Source organism: Bacteroides sp., from assembly GCF_019417265.1.
Classification (GTDB): domain Bacteria; phylum Bacteroidota; class Bacteroidia; order Bacteroidales; family Bacteroidaceae; genus Phocaeicola.
Window position 1 is genome coordinate 47100 of record NZ_DXVR01000001.1, and the last position, 20092, is coordinate 67191.

The 20092-nt window shown below is 41.4% G+C and carries 12 protein-coding genes and 1 tRNA gene; 8 read left to right on the plus strand and 5 right to left on the minus strand.

Features of this window, described 5'->3' with window-relative positions; genetic code table 11:
• Positions 1–153: 153 nt before the first annotated feature.
• The 6 genes from QZ379_RS00165 (at position 154) to QZ379_RS00190 (ending at position 9043) form a co-directional block, all read left to right on the plus strand.
• The gene (locus tag QZ379_RS00165) at positions 154–2181 is read left to right on the plus strand and encodes a hypothetical protein (protein ID WP_291556708.1); all 2028 of its coding nucleotides are present in this window, start codon (positions 154–156) and stop codon (positions 2179–2181) included.
• 97 nt (positions 2182–2278) lie between these two features.
• Entirely contained in the window at positions 2279–3589 is a 1311-nt protein-coding gene (locus QZ379_RS00170; protein WP_291556712.1) for an alpha-L-fucosidase, read from the plus strand.
• A gap of 24 nt (positions 3590–3613) precedes the next feature.
• Positions 3614–3778: a hypothetical protein gene (locus QZ379_RS00175; RefSeq protein WP_291556714.1), complete on the plus strand. Its 165-nt coding sequence runs from the start codon at positions 3614–3616 to the stop codon at positions 3776–3778.
• Between the two features lie 28 nt (positions 3779–3806).
• Positions 3807–5891, plus strand: coding sequence for a hypothetical protein (locus QZ379_RS00180; RefSeq protein ID WP_291556717.1), 2085 nt, complete (start codon positions 3807–3809; stop codon positions 5889–5891).
• Between the two features lie 161 nt (positions 5892–6052).
• The gene (locus tag QZ379_RS00185; protein ID WP_291556720.1) at positions 6053–8059 is read left to right on the plus strand and encodes a family 20 glycosylhydrolase; all 2007 of its coding nucleotides are present in this window, start codon (positions 6053–6055) and stop codon (positions 8057–8059) included.
• Between the two features lie 195 nt (positions 8060–8254).
• Positions 8255–9043 carry a glycoside hydrolase family 16 protein gene (locus QZ379_RS00190; protein WP_291556724.1) on the plus strand — a complete coding sequence of 263 codons (789 nt, stop codon included), beginning with the start codon at positions 8255–8257 and terminating at the stop codon, positions 9041–9043.
• Positions 9044–9118: 75 nt separating this feature from the next.
• Here QZ379_RS00190 and QZ379_RS00195 read toward each other — a convergent pair whose 3' ends face one another.
• Both QZ379_RS00195 and QZ379_RS00200 read right to left on the minus strand, forming a co-directional pair.
• On the minus strand, positions 9119–10126 hold the full coding sequence (locus QZ379_RS00195; protein WP_291556726.1) for a 2-oxoacid:ferredoxin oxidoreductase subunit beta: 1008 nt from the start codon (positions 10124–10126) through the stop codon (positions 9119–9121).
• Between the two features lie 3 nt (positions 10127–10129).
• Positions 10130–11983 carry a 2-oxoacid:acceptor oxidoreductase subunit alpha gene (locus QZ379_RS00200; RefSeq protein ID WP_291556728.1) on the minus strand — a complete coding sequence of 618 codons (1854 nt, stop codon included), beginning with the start codon at positions 11981–11983 and terminating at the stop codon, positions 10130–10132.
• 200 nt (positions 11984–12183) lie between these two features.
• On the opposite strand from QZ379_RS00200, the gene QZ379_RS00205 reads away from it, so the two are divergent.
• Positions 12184–12255: transfer RNA gene (locus tag QZ379_RS00205), tRNA-Arg, on the plus strand.
• A gap of 104 nt (positions 12256–12359) precedes the next feature.
• Here QZ379_RS00205 and kbl read toward each other — a convergent pair.
• The gene (kbl, locus tag QZ379_RS00210) at positions 12360–13550 is read right to left on the minus strand and encodes a glycine C-acetyltransferase (RefSeq protein ID WP_291556731.1); all 1191 of its coding nucleotides are present in this window, start codon (positions 13548–13550) and stop codon (positions 12360–12362) included.
• 197 nt (positions 13551–13747) lie between these two features.
• Here kbl and QZ379_RS00215 point away from each other — a divergent pair, with 197 nt between their 5' ends.
• Positions 13748–14701: an NAD-dependent epimerase/dehydratase family protein gene (locus QZ379_RS00215; RefSeq protein ID WP_291556734.1), complete on the plus strand. Its 954-nt coding sequence runs from the start codon at positions 13748–13750 to the stop codon at positions 14699–14701.
• A 133-nt stretch (positions 14702–14834) separates the two neighbouring features.
• Here the strand turns inward: QZ379_RS00215 and secDF are convergent, their stop codons facing one another.
• Together secDF and QZ379_RS00225 are read right to left on the minus strand one after the other, a co-directional pair.
• Positions 14835–17810, minus strand: coding sequence for a protein translocase subunit SecDF (secDF, locus tag QZ379_RS00220; protein ID WP_291556737.1), 2976 nt, complete (start codon positions 17808–17810; stop codon positions 14835–14837).
• Between the two features lie 177 nt (positions 17811–17987).
• A complete protein-coding gene (locus tag QZ379_RS00225; RefSeq protein WP_291556740.1) occupies positions 17988–20081 on the minus strand; it encodes a M3 family metallopeptidase in 2094 nt (697 codons plus the stop codon).
• Between the last annotated feature and the right edge of the window lie 11 nt (positions 20082–20092).

The window sequence follows — 20092 nt, forward strand, 5'->3', positions numbered from 1 at the left end:
CTATAAAGTATTTTAAATCCAACTGTATTTTGAGAAAAGTAATTAGGGATTAATATATCCTTCCTATTTTTTACCGCCAGTTCCATAGACATTGTACATGGTATGCAACTATAATTCCGAATACATTTTTTTAATTCCATAAAACAAGAAATCATGAATACTTTTTTTAAAAGCACAGTTTATGCTGCCTTTGTCGGCCTAACAATTTTTTCATCATGCTCTGACGAGATAAAAGACTTTACCGTTAAACCTGACGGAACAGAACAGGGGGACGGAAGTACAACTACCACTGAAACAAAAAATCTTATCATCAATGCAACTGCCACAGGAAAGAAATGGGTAGTGGAAGATGTTATTTATGTAGGAAGTCCTTCAGCTGCAGAAAACGAAGTAACAATTGACAATCAGAGTTCTGGTTTTACCAAATTCACCGTAAGCAAAATAGGTGAAGGTGCGACATCTGCTTCATTCGAGGGTAAAATACCGGCAAATCTTTCAGGAAAGAAACTTTTAGTATTCTATGGCAATGCAGCAGACATGAAAGTAGCAACTTCGAAGGTCACTTTAGACCTCGCCTCACAAAACGGCACATTGATGAGTGCAACAGCTGACTATACAGGAGAAGAAAGCATTAATGCAACTTTCAGTGTAGAGAATGCAAGTGCTGAACTTAAAATACAGACAACAGACGTTTCAGGTCTGACAGAAGCCACATTGAGTTTTGATGAAAGTTCTACAATGGGATTCACCAGTTCGAAAGAATTTACCGCTGAGGGAGTTGGCACATATACTATGCAGAAAAGCATAACCGCGGCTCTAACTGCTGGAGAAGACGATGAATATACAATCAGTTTTATTCCTACAGTATCAGAAACTCCTGCAACAATGAATATTTCTCTTAAGGCAACTAAAGAGTCAGGTGATTATACTTATAAAGCAACAAAAGAGATTTCTTCATCGAGCAATTATGATGTAGAAATAAAAGCTGAAAACGCTGATAATAATTTATCAGGTGAAGGGACAGAAGCAAGTCCTTATATCATTGATAATGTGGATAAGTTCATGGGGATGACTGAAACTACAGATAAATTCTATCAGTTATCAAGAGACTTGGACTTTACAGATATAACATTTACTCCAATTGCTACATTTGCCGGAACATTTGATGGTAATGGAATGACTATTTCAAATATTACATTTAGTACTACAAATGATAACGGAGGTATATTCGCTGAGAATAGCGGTACTATCAAGAATCTAACTGCAAGCAAAGTGATAATAAAACAAGAAGGTTCAGTAGCAAACGATAAAGGAATAGGTGTATTAGTTGGAACTAATACTAAAAACATATATAACTGTTCTGTAATAAATAATTCATCTATAACTGCTACAGTAACCGCAGGAACAAGCGACAGTCAAGGAAATGTAGGATTATTAGTGGGATTCAACAAAGGTGTTGGAGCTATCAAAGAATGTAAAGTTAGCGATAGTTCTATAACCATTTCTGAAACAACTACAAAAAGAACAAATGTTGGAGGTTTTGCAGGAAAAAGTTTAGGATCAGTTAAATTCTCTTCTGCCGATAATATATTAATAGAACATAATTGTGATTTAACAAACCAAGGTAGCAATATAGGCGGTTTCTTAGGCTATGGTAACGGAACTATTGAAGGATGCAGTAGTAATGCTCAAATTTCTGACGCCCAAACAATAGGTACTGGCAAAGCCATTACTATTGCTGGTTTTATTGGAACAACATGGATAGGACGTGGTACAGTTACAATCAAAGGTTGCTATGCTTCGGGAACAGTAACTTCTAAGTTGGTAGCAAGTACAAATGCTGGATTTATTGGAAACTGTACGACTTCAAATAATGGAAGTGGTAACGGAACCCAAGTTATAAGTAATTGCTATACCAGTGTAATTTTGACAGATGCAGATACTAAATTTAATGGCTCAGCATTTATAAAGACAATCCATAAAGTTACAACTACAGAATGTTATTATGTTAATGGTACACAAACCATACCTTCGGGAAAAGAAGAAAATCTATCTATTGTACAAAAGTCAGCAGCAGACCTTAAAGGTATGGCAGCCTCATTCAATTCAACTCTTGACTGGTCAGACTACCAATTCGTAGCCGGTACAGATGCAGAACCATTAATAATAACAAAAAAATAATTCATAAACTTTAATACAAAATACGGGTAGTGTAAACTTATATATTATATTAGCTTACACTACCTTTATGCTTTAAACCTTAATAATTTATACACGCATGAAGAAGCTTTTCTACTCCATTATCAGCCTTGCACTATTATCAACCACACACGTACAAGCTTCACAACCTGAAAGCTATGTCCCCACTCAGGAGAACCTGAAAGCAAGGCAGGAATTCAGCGACAGCAAGTTCGGCATATTCCTCCATTGGGGTATATACAGTATGTTCGGACAAGGCGAATGGTACTTACAGACAGGAGGATTGGACTGCCATGAATACGCAAAGGCAGCTTCAGGATTCTATCCTTCAAGGTTCGATGCTGAAAAATGGATATCAGCATTCAAAGATGCAGGTGCAAAATACATCTGCTTCACGACCAGACATCACGACGGATTCTCAATGTTTGACACTCAATATTCTGATTATGACATCATTGATGCAACTCCTTTCAAGAGAGATATAGTAAAAGAGCTTGCAGACGAATGCGCACGACAGGATATGAAGCTACACCTCTACTACTCTCACTTAGACTGGACAAGGGAAGACTATTACCCTCTTGGTAAAACAGGACATAAGACAGGTAGAAAGTCGCACGGGAAATGGGACACTTACTATTCTTTCATGAACAATCAGCTGACAGAACTACTTACAAACTATGGTCCTATTGGCGCAATATGGTTCGACGGAATGTGGGACCAACCAGAGAATTTCGACTGGCGTTTGGAAGAGCAATATGCTCTGATTCACAAGCTCCAACCGGCTTGTCTTATCGGTAACAATCACCATAAGGCTCCTAAGCCGGGAGAAGATTTCCAGATGTTCGAGCGTGACCTTCCAGGAGAAAATACAGCCGGATTTTCCGCAGACTCAAAAATAGGCAACCTGCCATTGGAAACATGCCAGACCATGAACGGAATGTGGGGATATAAGATAAAAGACCAGAACTATAAATCCTCAAAAGAGCTTATCCGACTATTAGTGAAGACTGCAGGTAAAGGTGCAAACTTGCTTATAAACATCGGCCCACAACCAAACGGAGAAATACCGGAATTGGCACTCGACAGGCTGAAAGGCATGGGCGAATGGCTTAGGAAATATGGAGAAACAATATATGGTACAACTGCCGGCGATATTATGACAGAAGAATGGGGTACGACAACACGAAAAGGTGACAAACTGTATGTACACATTATAGCTGATAAAATGCCACAGTTCGTCACTCTACCACTGAAACAGAAAGTAAAGAAGGCCATACTTTTTGATTCACAAGACAAAGTGAATATGGAGAGAATAAAAGGCGGTGTAGTACTGCATACTTCAGAACTTAAACCGTCTACAGACTGCATTATAGAATTGACTTTAAACTAATTATAGACCTAAATACCTAAAAAAATGAAGAAAACAATCAAAGAACAGAAGCCTATGTATGAGGCTCCACAAACTACAGTAATCGATATTGAAATAGAAGGCTGCATCATGACCGGTAGTCAAACAGGAGGAACTACAAGCGACTACGGAGACAGTAACGGTCCATGGGGTGAACCTTGGGTAGATTAATGATTATTACTTAAAAAAGATTTAAACTATGATTACTAAGTACAACAAATTCCTTTTACTATTAGCCTTTGGTTCTATATTATTCTCATCATGCAACGATGAAATGGAAATAGTAAATACTCCTGAAGATACAGAACAGGAAACTGAGAATACAGACAAAGACAAAACAGAGATTGTATATAAAACTCTCGTTATAACTGCATCTGCCAACGGTACGGCTACACGCACTTCGTACGAAGAAACAGGAAATACCATAAAGGCTTTCTGGTCTGAAGACGATTTTATATATGTAGGTTCACCTAATACCGGATTGACTGAAGAAGTAGATATTGATGCTGAGAACTCCGGGTTTACTAAGTTTACCATTAAATCCTTAAGTGAAGACAAGAAGACTGCTTCTTTCGAGGGGACAGTAGCTGTAGCACAGAATACAACAAAAATTCTTGCGTTCTATGGAGATGCAAACTATATAAAAGTCAACAAGGAAGGAGTAAAACTTAACTTTGAAACTCAGAGTCAGAGTATCAATACACTGAACGACATCGAAAAATATGAGTTGATGACTGCTTCAGCCGAATTATCAACTGATGAAACACAAAAGATATCCCTTGCATTCAATCATGAGAATGCAGTTTTCAAACTAAATGTTGGAGCAGTAAGCAACGTAGAAAAGTTTGACGAACTTACAATAAGCTTTCCAGGCAATCAAGAACTGGGTTTCTACAGCAATGTTACTTTTAATACAGACGGAACAAAAACTTTCGGTTCTCCGGTAAACAGCCTTAAAGTGAAACTTGGTGATGGTAAAGGTTCAGGAGCAGAGTTCAGCGCATATTGTCTGCTGCGCACTACTGAGATTTCCGCTGCAAGTAAGTTCAACATAAAAGCGATAGAAAGTAAAGCTTCCGGAGATTATACTTATTCATATAATCTTAAAGTAAGTTCTCCTATAATAGAAAACAAATTCTATTATACACCAGAACTAAATCTTGCCATTGATAATACTTCAGCAGGAGAAGGAACTGAAGTATCACCATACATTATTGACAATGTAGAAAAGCTTAAAGGATTAAACAATGCTTCAGGCATATACTATCAGTTATCAAGAGATCTTGATTTTACAAATATAGCATTTACTCCAATTCCTACATTTAACGGTACTTTAGACGGTAATGGAAAAACTATTTCAAACTTGACTTTCACTGTAGGAGATGGCAACGGAGGTATTTTTACTGTAAACAATGGTACTATTAAGAACTTGAATATAACTGATGCTACAGTAACAAAAAATGGTAGTTTAGATAATAATGGGGGAACAGGTATTCTTGTAGGTGTCAACAATAATAAAATCTCTAACTGTATTATAAACAGTTCAGAATTAAGTGCAAGCCTTACGTCAATTGGGACTGACATTGGTATAGGGTTATTAGTCGGAACAAACAACACAGGAAAAACAATATCAGAATGTACTGTTAACGCATCTGATCTATCCATAAGTGGTTCAAAGAAGTGCTATGCTGGTGGACTTGTTGGCTACAATTTCACTGGAAATATTGAGTTTTCTTTTGTAAAATCAGCAACTAATATCACATACACATCAACAGAAGCTGAAGCTAACATAGGCGGACTAATCGGACGTAATAAAGGAGGAACAATTAAAGGATGCAGTACAAATATTAATATTATCACAAATGAACCTGATGTAACATTAAAAATAGCAGGATTTATTGGTGATGCTTTCTATGGGGGAACAACGACTATCGAAGGATGCTATACTACAGGAAGCCTTACATTTAGGGAAAAACAAACTTATGGTGGTTTTACAGGAAGTTTAGGCGGAGGAGGAACAAAGACTTTAACAAACTGCTATACATCAATAGAATTTAATCCAAAAACAGACCATGCATTCAGTTCATCAAGCAACGCTGTAAAAGCCACAAATTGTTATTTTATTAAAGGTTCTCAATCCACACCTATAACAAATGTTGAATCTGCTACTGCTAATGATCTAAAAGGCAAACTAGGTATATTCAACAACCTAAACTGGGATAACTACGAATTTGCAATCGGAGCAAACAATGACGAACCTCTGATTATCCAGAAAAAACAATAACCAATTTCTGATAATAAAATAAACTCAAGAAAAACTTCCTAAGCAAAAGTACTGCTTAGGAAGTTAATATAAAAACGATAAAAACATACTCTATTTCACTTTCATATCTTTCACAAACAAGACTATAACTCATTAGGCCTAAACCCAATAAAAAAATCATCATGATAAAGAAAACACTCACACTAATTATCACATGCATTTTCGGCATTTCATCTTTCGCCAGAAACAATGTACCAAAAGTTATCCCCGCTCTACAAAGCTGGAAAGGACAGAGCGGAAAGTTTGTGCCTGAGAAGACCGGAACTATTGTTATAAGCAAGAAAGATTCCAGTCTGCTCATGCAAACGGCTGCAATCTTAGCCGACGACATGAAAGAAATGTTCGGATACGAATACACTGTATCCATAACCGGAAAAGCTAAGAAAGGTGATATTTCTTTATCATTGAACAAGAAAAAAGACCAGTTGGGCAGTGAAGGTTATGAATGTTCAATAGGTACGAAAATAGAAATAGAGGCTGAAACCACTAAAGGTGTTTTTTGGGGTACCAGAACTCTGCTGCAGATGATATATAACCAGCCCGACGGTCTTCAAAAGGGAAAAGCCACAGACTTTCCGAAATATCCTAACCGCGGATTCATGATAGACGTGGCAAGAAAGTTCTTTACCTTAGACTTTCTGAAAGACTATGTGAAGATTCTTTCGTTCTACAAGATGAACGAGCTGCAAATCCATCTGAACGACAACGGATTTCTTGAATTTGCAGACAATGACTGGAACAAAGCGTATTCGGCTTTCCGTCTGGAGAGCGACAAATTTCCTGGACTGACTGCAAAAGACGGCTCGTACACCAAAGAGGAGTTCCGCGAACTGCAGATTATGGCTCAACAGTACGGAATAAACATCATTCCGGAAATAGACGTTCCGGCACATTCTTTGGCGTTCACTCACTATAATCCGAAACTGGCTGCCGACAACAAGGAATACGGTGCAGACCATCTGGATCTCTACAAAAAGGAGGTTTATGACTTTGCCGACTCCCTCTTTGACGAATATATTTCAGGAGAGAACCCGGTTTTCATAGGCCCTGAAGTACATATCGGTACAGACGAATATAACCTGAAAGAGGCAGAGCAGTTCCGCCGTTTCACAAACCACTACATCAGTCTGATAAAGAAATACGGCAAGACTCCGCGTCTTTGGGGTAGCCTTAGCAAGATGAAAGGCGAAACAGAGGTTAATCTTGACGGCTGCGTTGTCAGCGCATGGAACGCAAACTGGATGGATGTTAAAACATCGCTCGCTACAGGAGCCAAGGTGGTGAATCTCTGCGACTGGTTCCTCTACATAGTACCTCACGTGAACTATTACCACGATTTCCTGGAATATGAATGGCTGTACAACAACTGGAAACCGGAAATGATGAGAAAAGAGGAGAAAATAGAAACAGGAAATCCAAACTTCCTCGGTGCTATGCTTGCCGTATGGAACGACCGTGTAAGCAACGGAGTGAGCCAGCAGGATGTACACATACGCTGCTTCCCTGCAATACAGTTATTGTCTGACAAACTTTGGAAAGGCGAAAAACAGAAGGCTGTACCTTTCAAGGATTTCGAAGCTCTATGCAGCACTACTCCGGAAGCTCCGGGAGTAAATCTGATGGCAAAAGTCGAGAAACCGGGCAAACTTGTCAATGACGGAAAAGTCCTGTCGCTGAACGGTAACGAAACTGTAACAAACAGTGTCAAGGAAATAGGCTATCCGTATGCAGTGGAATTTGAACTCCGTACAGACAGTGTTCCTGCCATAGATGCCATCCTGTTCAAAGGTCCACATTCTGAATTTATAGCCAACTGGCATAACACCGGTAAGTTTGCTTTCCGCCGCGACGGATATGAGTTCGTGTTCCACGACTACCGTATGCCTGCCGGAGAATGGACAAAGATACGCATAGAGGGCGATGTGAAAGGTACTACCCTATTCGTAAACGGAAAGAAAGCGGAAAGACTTGAAGGCCGCACACGCGAAGTCTATAACTTCAGACATAACAGGAAAGACCGTTTCTGGTATCTTGAAACTTTAATATTCCCATTGGAAACTATTGGCGACAAGTATATGGGCTTCAAAGGTGAAATAAAGAATGTTTCATACGGACACATCGAATATTAATTTTACATTTGCGAAAACATTTAAAAGAACGAAAATAAACTTTTATAAAAATTCTTCGACGCAGAAACCGTAACACGTACGTGTAACGCGTGAAACACGAACGTGTAACGCGCGAAACACGAACGTGACGCGGGCGGAACACGAACGTGTTACGGTTTCTTTTCCTATTCGTTTTCAAATAAAGAACAAATTATTATGAACAGAATAAACGCATTATTGCTTATATTTGTTTGCCTACTTCCCATCCACAATGCTAACGCATGGAAGGAAAAGGACAGTTACAGGATGATATGGAAAGAGGATTTCAAGGGAAAATCTATTGATAATGATAAATGGTCCAAAATACCAAGAGGAAAATCGGACTGGAACAGATACATGTCATCGCATGAATCACTATACGAGATTAAAAATGGAAAACTGGTATTACACGGAGTTCTGAACGACGGTATAGAACCGAGCGACACTGCAAGATTCCTTACAGGAGGAGTATTTACCAAAGGTAAGTTCACTATGCGACATGGAAAAGTGGAAGTCAGAGCCAAACTGGAAGCCGCACAGGGAGCATGGCCTGCCATATGGATGTTGCCGGAAAAAGGTAAATGGCCGAATGCGGGAGAAATAGATATACTGGAAAGGCTTAACCACGATGATTTCGTGTATCAGACTGTACACACCTATTACACTCACATTCTGAAAGAGAAAAGCAATCCGCAGCATTCGGGAAAAGCGGAAATCAATCCGGACGGATACAATGTTTATGGTGTGGAGATTTTGCAGGACAAGATAGTATTCTCGGTGAACGGAAAAGTAACACACACTTATCCGAAAATTGAGACCGACAAGGAGGGACAATTCCCTTTCGGAACGCCATACTACATTCTGATAGACATGCAGATAGAAGGTGCATGGGTGGGCAAGGCAAATATAGAGGAACTGCCCGTCAAGATGATGATAGACTGGGTAAAGGTCTATGAAAAACTATAAAAAAACGGAATGCATCCGCTGTGGTGCATTCCGTTTTCGTTCATACCGGAGATACTATCCGGATGATTCTGATTATTAAATTTCCCAAGTATCGTTAGTGTCGAGAAGTTCGGCAAAATTATGATATTTCTTCTTTTCTGACACTTCCTTTATCTGGTCTTCAACTGCCTGTTCATATGTAGGGGCCTCAACATCACGAATTACTCCTAAAGCTATAGGGAAGTCAGGGCCTTCCATAAGAGCAAGTTTGAGTTGCAATGTATTGTCCATACAGTGTGCATCGTGAACAAGGATATCTTTTTCAGTAATACCGTTCTCACCAAGTTTCACTACCTTCAGGCCAAAGCCTTCCTGCATAAGTCCGAACTCTTTGTCAAGACCGAACAGCATTGGTTTGCCATGTTCCAGATAGATAGCGTTGCGTTCACGGTCCTCTTTCTTGGCTATAGAGTTGTGAGTTCCGTCATTGAAGATTACACAGTTCTGCAGCACCTCTACTACAGACGTTCCTTTATGCTTTTCGGCCGCTTTAAGCACTTCCACAGACGGATTGCCGTCTACTGCAGCACAACGTGCAAAGAAGCGTCCACGTGCCCCGAAACAAAGTTCTGCCGGACGGAACGGGTCTTCCACTGTTCCGTATGGAGATGACTTGCTGACAAATCCTCTTTCCGATGTAGGTGAGTATTGTCCTTTAGTCAATCCGTAGATACGGTTGTTCAGAAGTATGATATTGATATCCACATTACGGCGGATGGCATGGATGAAGTGGTTACCACCGATGGCAAGACCGTCGCCATCACCGGAGATTTGCCATACTGTCAGCTGAGGGTTGGCTACTTTCACACCTGTCGCTATTGCTGCAGCACGTCCGTGAATGGTGTGCATACCGTATGTGTTCATATAATAAGGCAGACGTGACGAACATCCGATACCTGATATTACGGCTATATCCTTAGGAACTGTTCCTATTTCTGCCAATGCTTTATGGAATGAATTCAAGAAAGCATGGTCGCCACATCCCGGACACCAGCGAGGCTGTCCTGCTTTATAATCGGCTGCTGTATATTTTGTTTCGCTCATAGATTATTCCTCCATTATTTTAGTGAAAGCGTCAACCAGTTCCTGTACTACGAAAGGCTGACCCTTTACCTGATTAAACTGATGTAAATGCAATCCTTCTATCTTCATGCGCAGATAGCCTGCAAACTGTCCCATGTTCTGTTCCGCAACGACAATCTTCTTGTACTTGCGAAGCACTGCCTCAGTGTTCTTAGGAAGCGGATTGATGAAACGGAAGTGTGCAAGGGCAGCTTTCTTGCCATTGGCATTGAGTATATCCATGGCTGAATGAAGATGTCCGTATGTACCGCCGAAACCTACTATCAGAAGGTCTGCATCCTCTTCTCCTTCCACTTCGAGCAATGGCAGTGTATCGGCTATCTTGGCTACCTTCTCTGCACGGAGTTTTGTCATCAGATGATGGTTTTCCGGTTCTGTAGATATAGCACCTGTTTCGCTGCTCTTCTCCAACCCACCGATACGGTGCATGAATCCTTCAGTGCCCGGCTTTGCCCAATAGCGTACACCTGTCTCATAATTGCGGAGGAACGGAGTCCAGTATGAAGCCATATCAGGAGTCACATATGGAGGATTGATGGATGGATATTCGTTCAAATCAGGCAATTTCCATGCTGCAGAACCGTTGGCAATATATGCATCTGTAAGAAGTACGACAGGAGTCATGTGCTCCAAAGCTATCTTGCAGGCTGTATATGCCGCATCGAAACAGTCTGTAGGTGATGATGCTGCTATCACCGGCATAGGGCTTTCACCGTTACGTCCGTAGAGTGCCTGAAGAAGGTCTGTCTGTTCTGATTTGGTAGGAAGACCTGTAGAAGGGCCTCCGCGCTGTACGTTCACAACGACCAAAGGCAACTCTGCAATTACAGCAAGGTTCATAGCCTCACTCTTAAGACAGACACCCGGACCTGAAGTGGAAGTTACAGCCAATGCTCCTGCAAATGCAGCTCCCACAGCCGAAGCACATCCTGCAATCTCATCCTCACACTGAACGGTCTTTACTCCAAGCGATTTGTGTTTTGACAGTTCATGAAGTATGTCTGTAGCCGGAGTAATAGGATACGAACCGAGGTAGAGCTGCAATCCTGCTTTTTCTGCTGCTGCAATAAGTCCGTAGGATGTAGCCTTATTACCATTTATATCCATATAGCGTCCGTGGGCTTTCTGGTTCTTTGACGGGACTCTGTAACTCATTGAAACAGATGCATGGGTATTTGCACCGAACTGATAACCGGCATAAAGCACCCGCACATTGGCCTCAGCTATTTCAGGTTTCTTGGCAAACTTCTCGCGCAGGATTTTCTCTCCTATCTTTACATCACGCTGGAAGAGCCAGCATACCAAGCCTAACGCAAACATATTCTTTGTACGGAGGATAGACTTGTTGTCCAGTCCGCTGTCTTTCAGACATTCCTTACACATGGTTGTGATGGATGCCTCTACCACCTCGTTCTTTATTCCAAGTTCAGAGAAAGGGTTTTCCAACTGGAACTGAGCCTTCTCCAAATCGCGCTTTGTAAACGAATCTGTATCTATAATAATTACAGACTGTGGTTTGCAAAACTTATATTGTGTCTTCAGAGCAGCCGGATTCATAGCTACCAGCACATCGCATTTATCACCCGGAGTATAAACCTTTCCGGAACCGATGTGCACCTGGAATCCTGACACTCCGGTAAGCGAACCTTGCGGAGCACGTATATCTGCAGGATAATCAGGGAAAGTACTGATGTCATTTCCCTCAGTAGCTGATATATTGGAAAACATATTTCCGGCCAACTGCATACCGTCGCCAGAGTCTCCTGAGAAGCGTACTACCACTTCATCAATCTCCTTGACTGTCATTTCTTCTGCCATAATGCTGCAATTTAAAATTTTCAAAAATATTATTGTCTACAAAAATGGAAAACTTCTTTCAAAAAAACAATAAAACTGCAATATTTTTCTACAAAACGTATAATCATACGTTTTTTTTCACATAAATTATTGCATAATCACCAAAAAGATGTATTTTTGCAATGCATTTGCAAAACATTTGCAAAAGCTCGGTATTAACCGCCCTTGTAGTTCAACGGATAGAATAGAAGTTTCCTAAACTTTAGATAGGGGTTCGATTCCCCTCGGGGGTACAAAAGAAAGTCCAATCAATGAATGCATTATATAATGCATAAAAAAGAAGCACAAATAATACATTGCGAAATGCATTACTCTGTGCTTCTTTTTATATGCAGTCTTATTTAATTACACCCAATTCCTTTCCTACTTTTATAAAGGCTGCTATAGCCTTGTCAAGATGTGCACGTTCGTGTCCGGCCGACAACTGTACACGTATGCGGGCCTGTCCTTTCGGAACTACCGGATAGTAGAATCCTGTAACGTATATTCCTTCTTCCTGCATACGGGCAGCAAAGTCCTGAGAAAGTTTTGCATCATACAGCATTACTGCACAGATGGCACTCTGAGTAGGTTTGATATCGAATCCTGCGGCAAGCATATTGTCGCGGAAATAGTTTACGTTCTCCATCAGTTTATCATGTAGGCTGTCGCTCTCCTTAAGCATCTTGAACATTTCAAGGCTGGCACCGATAATGGCCGGAGCAACCGAATTGGAGAACAGATACGGACGCGAACGCTGGCGGAGCATATCTATAATTTCTTTTCTACCTGTAGTGAAACCACCCATGGCACCACCGAAGGCCTTACCAAGTGTTCCTGTGAAGATATCCACACGGCCGTAAACACCAAACTGCTCGGCTACACCGTGGCCGGTAGGGCCTACAACTCCGGCAGAGTGTGATTCGTCCACCATTACCAAGGCATCGTATTTCTCGGCAAGGTCGCATATCTTATCCATAGGAGCTACATTACCGTCCATAGAGAACACACCGTCAGTAGCAATAATACGGAATCTCTGAGCCTGTGCTTCCTGCAGACAGCGTTCCAAATCAGCCATATCGGCATTGGCATATCTATAGCGTTTAGCTTTACACAAACGTACTCCGTCGATGATTGACGCATGATTCAGTGCATCAGATATGATAGCATCTTCTTCAGTAAGAAGAGGTTCGAACAATCCTCCGTTGGCATCGAAACATGCAGCATACAGTATTGTATCTTCAGTCTTGAAATAATCTGAGATGGCAGCCTCAAGCTGTTTGTGCAAGTCCTGTGTTCCGCAGATAAAACGTACTGACGACATTCCGTAGCCATGAGTGTCCATAGCGGCTTTGGCAGCTTCAATCAGGCGTTTATTGTCAGACAGTCCCAAATAGTTGTTGGCACAGAAGTTCAACACATCTTCTCCTGCATTTACTTTGATATCCGCACGCTGTGGAGTAGTAATGATTCTCTCTTTTTTGTATAATCCGGCTGCTTCGATATTGGAAAGTTCTTCTGCCAGATAGTTCTGAAATTTTCCGTACATAGATATTCTTTTATGAGGTTAATAAATAATGTTTCTCAGATAAAAAGTTCCAATTAAGGTACAATGTAAATTGTATCAGGCCAAAGTTCTGATTTTTTTTTCGAAATTCAGTATTTATTACGCATATTTTTTTCATAATTATTTAAACTATAAATATCTTTGTATCATGTGATGATTAACCATACAAAGATTTATTTATGAAAAATATCCTTATTATCGGTTCCACGGGCCAGATTGGTTCGGAACTTACCATGAAATTAAGAGGAATATATAATGGCAATATTGTTGCAGGTTATATTCCCGGCGCAAAACCAAATGAAACAATCAGAGAGTCAGGTCCGTGCGAGATTGTAGACATCACAAACGCACAACAGATAGCGGACACTGTTTCAAAATACAAGATTGACACAATCTATAATCTTGCAGCTCTCTTGTCTGCCGTTGCAGAAGCCAAGCCTCAGCTTGCATGGAAAATCGGAATGGGAGGTCTGTTCAATGTGCTGGAAGTGGCAAGAGAAATGAATAGTGCAGTATTTACTCCAAGCTCAATCGGTGTTTTCGGCAATAATACTCCAAAGGACAAAACTCCACAGGACACTATCCGCAATCCGAGAACCATGTATGGAGTAACAAAGGTTTCAGGAGAACTTCTAAGCGATTATTACTTCACAAGATTCGGTGTAGATACACGTTCGGTAAGATTTCCGGGACTGATTTCGTACGTCACTCCTCCCGGAGGCGGCACTACAGACTATGCTGTTGACATCTATTATTCTGCCGCTAAAGGCGAGACTTTCGAATGTCCCATAGCCAAAGGTACCTTTATGGATATGATGTATATGCCGGATGCTCTCCGTGCTGCCATAGAGATAATGGAAGCCGACCCAAGCAAGTTCATCCACCGCAATTCGTTCAATATAGCCTCAATGAGCTTTGATCCGGAAATCATATTCAATAAGATTAAAGAATACGAACCTGACTTCCGGATGAATTACAAGGTTGACCCATTAAGACAGGCAATCGCTGATTCATGGCCTAACTCACTCGATGACACTTGCGCACGCGAAGAATGGGGATGGAAACCTGAGTATGACCTGGATGAGATGACAAGAGACATGCTTGCGAAGCTGAAAGAGAAGTTTGGAAGATAGTTGTTAGTTGTTAGTTATTAGTTGTTGGTTATTAGTTGTTGGTTGTTTTAGTTAAGAAATAAATTATACCAAAAACAAAAAATCCCGGCCGTTACTAAGCGGTCGGGATTTTTTATTTTATATCAATTTATGCTTAAGCTTTCTTTTCACCTTCAGGCATCTTGTTACCCATAGTAAGATAAGCAACAGGAGAAGCTACGAACAATGAAGAAAGTGTACCTATTACAACACCGAGAATCATAGCAAATGCGAAGCTGCGGATACTGTCGCCACCAAGAATCAGAATACTCAACAATACGATAAGTGTACTGAGTGAAGTATTGATTGTACGGGCAAGTGTTGTATTCAGTGAATCATTGAACAACTGCATACGGTTGCGCTGCGGATAGAGTCCGAAGAACTCACGTACACGGTCGAAGATAACCACCTTATCGTTGATAGAGTAACCGATAGCTGTCAGGATAGCTCCGATGAATGTCTGGTCAATTTCAAGTGAGAACGGCATGATTCCGTAGAACAATGAATAAGCACCGATAATCAGCAATGTATCTATTGCCAAAGCAACAGTAGCACCGATACTGAATGCGATATTGTTGAATCGGATAAGGATATACAGACCGATTGCTATAAGAGCCAATGCTACAGACCAGATAGCTGAAGTCTTGATATCGTCAGCCACACTTGGACCTACCTTCTGAGAACTGATGATAGAACCTCCGGCACGGTTATCGCGGTCGATGAAGATTTCAAGTGTTGTACCTTCACCAAGCAAGTTACCTTCTTTCAAAGATTCATAAAGGAATGCTTCGATTTCAGCATCGATAGTTGGAGAATCTTCTTCGATACGGTAGTTGGTAGTCACACGGATAGTCTTACCGTCTGTACCGAGAGCGATAGCCTGTACGTTTGCATCGCCAACTTTTGGCTGAAGAAGGTTACGGACTGTTTCAGGCTGAACTACCTGTTCGAACTGAACTACGAAGTTACGTCCACCTGTAAAGTCGATACTCTGTGCAAGACCACGAACAAAGAATGAAACGATACATACTGCTATAGCGATTCCCCAGAATGTGAACGACTTCTTAGTTGCACCCATAAAGTTATAGCGTACATTCTGCATCAGGTTCTTAGAAATACCTGTAGTGAATGTAAGGTTCAACCACTTGTCTTTGTTCATATAGTGTTCGTAAACAATACGAGTCAGGAACACTGCTGTAAAGAACGAGCAGAAGATACCGATAATCAATGTAGTGGCGAAACCACGGATAGGACCTGTACCGAAGTTGAACAGGATGAAACCTGTGATGATAGAAGTCAAGTTAGAGTCGAAGATAGCCGAGAACGCATTTGAGTAACCTTCAGACAATGCCTGACGAGTACCCTTACCTGCGCGAAGCTCTTCTTTAGTACGTTCATAGATAAGCACGTTAGCATCCACAGCCATACCGAGTGACAATACCATACCGGCAATACCTGACATAGTAAGTGCAGCGTGGAACGAAGTAAGGATACCAAGTGTGAAGAAGAAGTTTACGAACAATGCAAGGTTGGCAATCATACCCGGGATGAAGCCGTACATTGCACACATGTAAACCATAAGAACAATCAAGGCAACAATGAATGACATAACACCCTGGTTGATAGATTCCTGACCAAGAGAAGGACCTACGATGTCTTCCTGAACGATACGTGCAGGAGCAGGCATCTTACCAGACTTCAATACGTTTGCCAAGTCTTTTGTTACTTCAGGAGTAAAGTTACCTGTAATCTGTGAGTTACCACCGGTGATTTCACCGTTTACACGTGGAGCACTGTAAACGTATCCGTCAAGTACGATAGCTATTTCACGACCGATGTTCTGTTTTGTAAGAACTGCCCAACGACGAGAACCTTCAGTGTTCATAGACATGCTTACACATGGCTTGTTGAACTGGTCGAATTCATCGCGTGCATTTACGATAACGTCACCTTCAAGTGGAGCACGTCCGTTGCGCTGAGTAGATTTGATGGCATAAAGTTCGAAGATACGGCCTGTCTTGTCCATATCCGAAGCCTTAACACCCCACATCAGTTTCAAATCACGTGGAAGGATGTTCTTCACTTCCTTCATGTTCAATACTTTATTAATCTGGATAGTATCGTTATAGTCAGCATAACCTACGATACAGCCTACACCACTCTGGTTCAACTGAAGAACAGACAACAAAGGATGTTCCTTCTTCAACTGTTCCATGTCTACCTTAGCTTCAACTGTTTCACCCTTCAATGCAGCAGTAAGACTATCCTTTGCAGATACAGCAGGTGCAGCTGCTTCAGCCTTAACCTCTACTGAGTCTGTTGATTCAGAAACAGAAAGGATATCGCGTGCACGGCTGTCTGCTGATGCAAGAACAGGAACGATTTCAGAAGCTTCGTATGTTTCCCAGAACTCAAGGTTTGCAGAACCCTGGAGAAGTTTTCTCACACGTTCAGGTTCTTTGATACCAGGAAGTTCGACCATAATACGGCCCATCTTTCCTTCAAGAGTCTGAATGTTTGGCTGAACCACACCGAAACGGTCGATACGTGTACGCAATACATTATATGAGTTTTCTACAGCAGCCTTAACCTCTTCACGAAGAACAGCTTCTACTTCAGCGTCAGTGCTACGAGTGTTAACCTTGTCCTTCAACTGCTGAGTAGCGAAGATTTCAGCCAACTTGCCTTCAGGAGCCTGTTTCTTATACTCTCTTACGAACAATGTGATAAAATCTTCCTGACTTGTAATCTGCTGTTTTGCAGCTTCAGCCACAGCAGCATTGAAAGCCTCGTCCGGCTTGTTGTCAGCAAGTGTTTTTACTACGTCAGGAACAGACACTTCAAGAATGACGTTCATACCACCCTTCAGGTCAAGACCCAAACCAATCTCCATCTCACGGCAGTCTTTCAGCGAGTAAACTCCCAACCATACCTTTTTATTCTGCATAGAATCAAGGTAGTGTGCCGCACCCTTCGGGTCCTGTTCTGCAAGCTTCATGTGATGACGAGTCACGAACGAGAACGAAAGATAAAAGGCACATGCAAGGGTCAATAATACCGCAAAGACTTTTACAAATCCTTTGTTTTGCATGATAGTTTAATTTATTTTATTTTACTTTTTTGATTAAATACGTTTTTTCAAGGTTGCAAATATAGCTTTTTTTTCTGTTTATAGCTGAAAGAATGCTGATATTTTGCTAAATATGAACAAAAAAGGTCGCAAAAACGTTATTTTGCGACCTTAATATCAAATATTATCAAATTCGTATTACTTTAATCCTCTGTTTTTCAGCATCGGTTCAATACTTGGTTCCTGTCCGCGGAAAGCCACGTAAAGTTTCATAGGATCATCCGAACCACCCTTCTCAAGAATATTCTTGCGGAAGGCAGTAGCGGTCGCCTCATCGAACAGGCCTTTTTCCTCGAACGCACTGAAAGCATCTGCATCAAGTCTTTCTGCCCACAGATAAGCATAGTATCCAGCTGCATATCCGCCGATGATGTGGTTGAAGTAAGTGGCACGATAGCGTGGTGCAATCTGAGTAATCAATCCAAGTTTATCCATAACCTGCTTTTCGTATGCCATAACATCGAGTCCCTCAGTAGAGGTCAGCAGATGCAATTCCATATCAAGAATTGCTGCTGCAAGAAGCTCAGTTGTCATAAATCCACTGTTGAACAAAGCCTGATTTTCAATCTTGGCAATAAGTTCGTCAGATATAGTTTCTCTTGTCTGATAGTGTTTAGCGTAAACTTTCATTACTTCAGGAGCCATCGTCCAGTGTTCCATTATCTGAGATGGAAGTTCTACGAAATCACGCGCTACAGATGTACCCGAAACGCCATAGTACTTACACTGTGAAAGCATTCCGTGGAGCGCATGTCCGAACTCGTGGAACATAGTGCGAGCCTCGTCGATAGAAAGCAGTGAAGGAACATCGCCTACAGGTTTTGTAAAGCTGCCTACATTATATATAATAGGACGTACACCCTCTTTCTGTTCGCGGAAGTTGCTCATCCATGCACCGCTTCTCTTGCTTGAGCGTGGCATATAGTCTGAATAGAACACACCGAGGTATGAACCGTCTGCATCGTTCACGATGTAAGTTTCTACATCCTTATTATATACAGAGATAGAGTCAACCTTTGTGAGAGTGATTCCATACAGTTTGTTTACAACATAGAACAATCCGCTTCTTACGTCTTCAAGGCTGAAATACGGTTTAATTTCATCCTCATTCAGATTATATTTCTCCTGACGAAGTTTTTCTGCATAATACCACCAGTCCCATGCCTCAAGTTTCTCTCCTTTACCTTCCTTGTCCATAATCTTCTGCAACTCGGCAGCTTCAGTCTTGGCATTCTTGATAGAATATTTCCAAAGCTCGTTCAGGAAGTTCATCACGTTTTCAGGAGTCTTGGCCATATTGTTCTGAAGAACGTACTGTGCATAGTTGTCGAATCCCATCAGTTTAGCCTTTTCCAGACGAAGAGTAAGAATCTGCTTCAACACCTCTTTGTTGTCGTTGGCATCACCATTGTTACCCATATTGGTATATGCCTGATACATCTTCTTTCTCAGTTCACGGTTCTGGGCGTACTGCAGGAACGGAGTTCTGCTTGAAGCCTGAAGAGTGAAAAGCCACTTGCCTTCCATACCGTTAGCCTTTGCCTCTGTAGCTGCACCAGCTATTACAGACTCAGGAAGACCTGCAAGGTCAGCCTCATTGTCGATAACCAGCCGGAAAGCATTATTTTCAGCCAATACATGATTGCCGAACTCTATCGAAAGAGTAGACAGTTTACTGTTTATCTCGCGAAGCTTTTCCTGGCTTTCTGCATCCAGAGAGGCTCCAGATGATACAAATCTCTTATAATACTTGTCAAGCAGATAGTGCTGTTCGGTAGTAAGCTGAATTTCTCCGTTAGCCTCCTGTTCGTGAACAGCAGCCACACGCTGATACAAATCGATGTTCAGATAGATATTGTCATTATGAGCCGACAACACCGGAGCCATCTTCTCCTCCAAGGCCATAAGTCCGTCGTTGGTATCAGCCTCAGTAAGAGCATAGAACACACCTGCCACTCTTGACAGAATCTCGCCGCTGTTGTCAAGTGCAACGATAGTATTCTCGAAAGTAGGTTTAGCCGGATTTTCCACTATAGCCTTAATCTCGGCATTCTGCTGTTCGATACCTTTCAGGAAAGCCGGTTCATAGTGTTCCAACTTGATATTGTTAAAGTCCGGAGTTCCGTACGGTGTCTGGAACTCTGTCATAAACGGATTTACCGTATCCGCCTGTTTCTGACCGCATGCACACACCATGCCGCCTAAAGCCAAAGCCATCATTACTTGTTTCATATGTTTTGAGT